This window comes from Salinivibrio socompensis S35 (assembly GCF_000513715.1).
In the GTDB taxonomy this organism is placed as follows: Bacteria; Pseudomonadota; Gammaproteobacteria; order Enterobacterales; family Vibrionaceae; genus Salinivibrio; species Salinivibrio socompensis.
Genome location: NZ_AQOD01000182.1, coordinates 1 through 5,006 on the forward strand (window position 1 = coordinate 1; position 5,006 = coordinate 5,006).

At 48.1% G+C, this 5,006-nt stretch carries 3 protein-coding genes, 3 tRNA genes and 3 pseudogenes; 6 read left to right on the top strand and 3 right to left on the bottom strand.

Going from position 1 to position 5,006, the window contains the following annotated elements:
• From DZ54_RS22745 to DZ54_RS0116340, 5 genes and pseudogenes are all read left to right on the top strand, one after another.
• A pseudogene (locus DZ54_RS22745) lies at positions 1-1,092 on the top strand (MATE family efflux transporter); the annotation flags it as partial.
• A 115-nt stretch (positions 1,093-1,207) separates the two neighbouring features.
• Positions 1,208-2,212, top strand: a complete 1,005-nt coding sequence (locus DZ54_RS0116325) for a DUF3080 domain-containing protein (protein WP_025675253.1) — start codon at positions 1,208-1,210, stop codon at positions 2,210-2,212.
• A 147-nt stretch (positions 2,213-2,359) separates the two neighbouring features.
• Positions 2,360-2,436, top strand: a tRNA-Val gene (locus DZ54_RS0116330).
• Positions 2,437-2,496: 60 nt separating this feature from the next.
• A tRNA-Val gene (locus tag DZ54_RS0116335) sits at positions 2,497-2,573 on the top strand.
• A 13-nt stretch (positions 2,574-2,586) separates the two neighbouring features.
• Positions 2,587-2,663 (top strand) — tRNA-Val (locus tag DZ54_RS0116340).
• Positions 2,664-2,916: 253 nt separating this feature from the next.
• Here the strand turns inward: DZ54_RS0116340 and DZ54_RS22750 are convergent.
• The 3 genes and pseudogenes from DZ54_RS22750 to DZ54_RS0116360 form a co-directional block, all read right to left on the bottom strand.
• A pseudogene (locus DZ54_RS22750) lies at positions 2,917-3,739 on the bottom strand (Cof-type HAD-IIB family hydrolase).
• A gap of 60 nt (positions 3,740-3,799) precedes the next feature.
• Positions 3,800-4,273, bottom strand: coding sequence for an NYN domain-containing protein (locus DZ54_RS0116350; protein ID WP_025675254.1), 474 nt, complete (start codon positions 4,271-4,273; stop codon positions 3,800-3,802).
• A gap of 290 nt (positions 4,274-4,563) precedes the next feature.
• Complete coding sequence (locus DZ54_RS0116360) at positions 4,564-4,887, bottom strand: hypothetical protein (protein ID WP_025675255.1); 324 nt, start codon at positions 4,885-4,887, stop codon at positions 4,564-4,566.
• Positions 4,888-4,890: 3 nt separating this feature from the next.
• Here DZ54_RS0116360 and DZ54_RS25025 point away from each other — a divergent pair.
• Positions 4,891-5,006 (top strand): annotated as a pseudogene (locus DZ54_RS25025) (IS5/IS1182 family transposase); the annotation flags it as partial.

The following is a 5,006-nucleotide window of genomic DNA, read 5'->3' on the forward strand; positions in this document are numbered from 1 at the left end:
TATATGGCACTGCTGTTAAGCGTGCCTATTGGACTTATTCTTTATAAAGCGGGCTTCATTATTAACCTCATGGATGTGGAAGCGGCGCTGACCGAAAAACCATTGGCTACTTGCATGCGGTGATCTGGGCGGTGCCCGCTTCTTGGTGTTCCAATCCATTCGTAATTTATGCGAAGGGATGTCACTCACCACGCCGGCGATGGTGATTGGCTTTATTGGGCTGGCGGCGAATATTCCCCTCAACTGGATGTTTGTGTACGGCAAACTCGGCGCGCCAGAGCTAGGCGGTGTGGGGTGCGGTGTCGCTACCGCGCTGGTGTATTGGCTTATGGCGGTTCTTATAGCCTGTATGTCACGGTGAGCAAAAAACTCAGTGGACTCCAGTTATTTGCCTCACTTTACGCGCCAGCATTCAAAGAGCAAATCCGCCTCTTTCGGCTTGGTTTTCCGGTCGCTGCCTCGCTGTTTTTTGAGGTGACCTTATTTGCAGCCATTGCCATTTTAATCGCGCCTCTGGGCCCGATCACAGTCGCGGCGCACCAGGTGGCGATTAACTTCTCGACCATGATTTTTATGTTACCCATGAGTTTGGGCGTTGCTGTCAGTATTCGTGTCGGCCACCTGCTGGGCAAGCGTACCACGGAGGGGGCTGGCAACTCGGCCAAAATCGGGATTTGGCTAGGGGTGAGTACGGCTGTCATTACCGCGCTACTGACAGTTTGGCTACGTGATCCGATTATCGCCCTGTATTCTGATAATCCAGAAGTGGCAACGTTGGCGTCATCACTGATGTTATTGGCCGCGGTGTATCAGATCACGGATGCGATTCAAGTCGTGGCCGCTGGCGCCCTGCGTGGCTATAAAGATATGCGCGCCATTTTCCAGCGCACTCTGATCGCCTACTGGGGATTAGGCTTGCCGCTCGGTTATGTGCTCGGAATGACGGATTGGCTCGTCCCAGCTATGGGCGCACACGGTTTTTGGATCGGTATTATCATAGGTTTATCCAGTGCCGCCGTGTTGTTAGGGTTACGCCTACGCTGGTTGCGCAAGCAATCCTCTGAATTCCAATTAACGATGGCAGAGCGTTAACCGCTTGCAAAAGGTCCAGCTGCATACACGTAGAGGTCAACCAGGCGATCGTTAAGCCGATCGCCTGCGTAGATGATAGGATTGATACGTCAAGAGCTTAGCCACGAGATAAACCATGCGCGGACTCAAACCAATCTTACTGCTCGCTACCTTAATTGGATTAGTCGGGTGCCAATCGGACGATCCAGCCAAAGATATGATGGCTGATTACTACCAACGGTTGGGGAATGTGCTCGATGCCCCGACGCCCGATTTCACGTCTCCAGAGCTGCCTGCACTGCCGCGTAAACGCAATCTGGTTCAACCACTTAAAGATGTACGAATGGGTGTGCTTGATGTCTACGAACTACGTCAATGTGGCTTGTTTAATCTTATCGCCGAACGCAATTCCTCACTGGGAAAAGTTGCGGACCGCTTCCGCCAACTCGATTACGAGCTCAGTTTTATTGATACCGCTGCGCAGTGTTTACCACAAGTAAAAGACCCGAGCATTCAAACTGAGTTAGAACAGGTATTGGCACTGAAACGCAAGCAGCGCGATACAGTGATCTGGAACACGTTGATCGACAGTGATGCCTGGCGCGGCCAATGGAATTTACCCGCCTACACGCTGACCATTGCACTCCCCGCGCATAGTAATGCCGTGAGCACCATTGACCAGTTTAGCCATTTACTCGATAACAATCCGCCATCCAACGAGTCAGTCATCGATTGGCAAGAGAGCATTGAGAAACAACGTATTATTGGCGCCTTATTTGTTAGTTTGAGTTATCACACCGCCTGGCTTAATCAAACCAGTGAACTGATCGCTAACCACCAAGAAAAGGTACTTTGCGGCGGCAATTTTGATACTACCCGCCTAGAGCGCCTACAAACTGTGTTTTATAAATTTTACGTCGGTGATGTTCAGCCGTATTTAGCCCGTGTCGATGGCCTTTATCGTGATATTGCGCCAGCGTTAACCCGTTTTGCTACATTGCAAACACCGGATGCGTTTAGCGCGTATAAAAACGCCTATTGGCAGGGAGAGGCTTACCGCCAATACAAAGACGCGATCAAGCACCATGCAGATGTATGGCAGCAGCTTTTCCAACGCTGTGACGTCAAACTAGGGCAGTAGCACACTTGCAAAGCCCCTGAAAAAGCGAAAATATCGCCACATTGACGATCAAATCGCCAAACAAACCTGAATGTACAAAAATATGCGTTGAAGCGCTTGCGCGATAAAGATGAACTCGCTACTATTCATCCCGCTTTCAAGCACTGTGCGTCCGTAGCTCAGCTGGTTAGAGTACCGCCTTGACATGGCGGGGGTCGGTGGTTCGAGTCCACTCGGACGCACCACTTAGCTTGATAGCCTATAGTGAATCGCTTTTATACGGCGAAACACTGAGAATATGGTATGCGTCTGTAGCTCAGCTGGTTAGAGTATCGCCTTGACATGGCGGGGGTCGGTGGTTCGAGTCCACTCAGACGCACCAAATTTTGAAATACGCGTCCGTAGCTCAGTTGGTTAGAGTACCGCCTTGACATGGCGGGGGTCGGCAGTTCGAGTCTGCCCGGACGCACCATTTCAGATTATCCCCTCTGTTTTTACTACCTTGATATACCCTCTTTTAACGCATAAAAAATAAACGCAATCTTACGTTTACTTATTTAAAACCGCGTGACAATAACGCTGCGTTTATGACTGTCAGACTAGTTATTAGACATCTTCTCCATAATACGATTTATACAGTCAAACCATCATTTATCCTTGGCCGCTATATCGAACATATAAAAGGCCTGCTTTCGAACAAGCCTTTTTAAGTTGAATCCGTGCAATTACGCCACTGAGCTATCCGCCGCTAACACAAACTTTTCAATGGCTTTAGCAACACCATGATCATCGTTGCTCTCAGTAATATAGTCTGCGATTTGCTTGGTTGCTTCCATCGCATTCGCCATGGCAATCCCAAGGCCGGCGTATTCCAACATCGCGTGATCATTTTCGGCATCGCCCATACAGATCACTTCATCGGGCTGAATTCCTAAATGCTCAGCAATTGCTGCGACACCTGCCCCTTTGTGGCTTGCCGGATTTAAAAACTCAAGGAAGAACGCCGCACTTTGCACGACCGTAAATTCCTCGCGCAGCGTTGACGGTAACGCACTGATCACTGCATTTAATTTACTGGCTCCGCCACCATCAGCACTTTAATAATGGATGATCATCACTCAGAGTCTCAAAATCCATCAAGGTGATATCGAGCCCGTTAATATTGGCCTCAATCTCGGTATACGGATTGTGTGCGGGGGTGATCAAACCATGTTCAGTGCTAAAGGCATGCAAATAAGCACCCAACGCTTCAGCGTGTTGAGCCAGCGCTTTCGCGGCTTTACCGTCTAACCCCTTTTGTAAGATCACCTCATTCGTGCCGACGTTTTTGACCATCGAGCCATTGTAATACAGCACAAAATCTTTATTGGATCCGATACCTAGCTCATCGAGTTTAGGCTGCATGCCTTCTAGCGGGCGACCCGATGCTAATACCACGGTCACACCTTTTTCGCGGGCACGGGCAATGGCTTGTTTATTCTCAGTCGATATCGCCTTATCACTGTTTAACAAGGTGCCGTCCATATCTAGGGCGATCAATTTGTACATCGTTAACTTACCTCAACATCAAAATAAAATCGGAATGGTTTCTCTTAGCCTTAATTGGATCTACAGCAACAAGCTATCGTCAATGGGAATAAAGCGATCAACGCTATTCACGAGGGAGTTGGCACTTAACGCAGGCACCCCGAACACTAAAGCTTCGGTCTGATAGCGTGCGCGAATTTTGTTCATCAGCAAATCAAAGTCGCCATCACCAGAGAGCAGAACCACGGTATCGACATCCGGCGCAGCTTCCATTACATCAATGGCAATGCCGACGTCCCAATCACCTTTGGTGCTGCCATCGGCACGTTGAATATAAGGTTTGAGCTTCACGGTGAAGCCAATGTGGCGCAGTGCATCTTGAAATTTAATTTGCTGATCGTCATCGCGGCGAATGGCATAAGCATATGCCGTGACCACCTCGCCCATTTGGCTCAAAGCGTGCCATAACTGGCGATAATTAAACTGGCGCCCGTAGGCTTGGCGTGTGGTGTAGTAGATATTTTGAACGTCGACAAAAACCGCGATTTTTTTCAAGTCAGGCTCACAGTCGCTGGAAGAATTGAGGCCAGAGAGGATACCACATCAAGCTACCGTGAAGACAATGACAAACGTGGCCGCATATAGCACAAACAAAAAAGCCGCTGACAACAGCGGCTCTCGCTAGAAATATAAACGATTACTGACACTTAGCTGTTTGCTCTGCCTTTATGAGCATGTCTTGCTGCTCTTTAATCGTTTCTCTCACTATTTTATCAAAAAATTTTCGCTTTTCTCTCGACGACGAGTGACGCACGAAGTCAGAGAAAGCGGTAGATTTTACCTTATTACGCTTGTTCTGCATGGCTTCCTCCTCTCGTGATACCAACGATACGTTCAAGCGACTCTCTATTGTACTTTTTGCGCAATAGTGCGTCAATGTCACCGACGTTAAAGTGTGGTCTCTTGTTATCACCATCGACGTTTTTCTCAATAAAAGTGATATCAATCTGATCCCTAAATAGTTTCTTTAATTCACTCACAACACGTTGCGATTCTAGGAACTGATTAATGAAGACTTCACTAGGGCGTGTTGATCTTTCGTGATTGTTTTTTGAACGGCATGATAAGGCGTTATAATCTCTTTCGCCAAAAACAAACTGTAACGCCATACCATGCCGAGACTCATGCTAACTGATAAGCGGTGGCAAAAGCTACTTCAAGTAATGAAGAACACTGGCCGCAATTTATAATAAATCTGAACATAGAATGACCTTTGAAGGGATCCTTA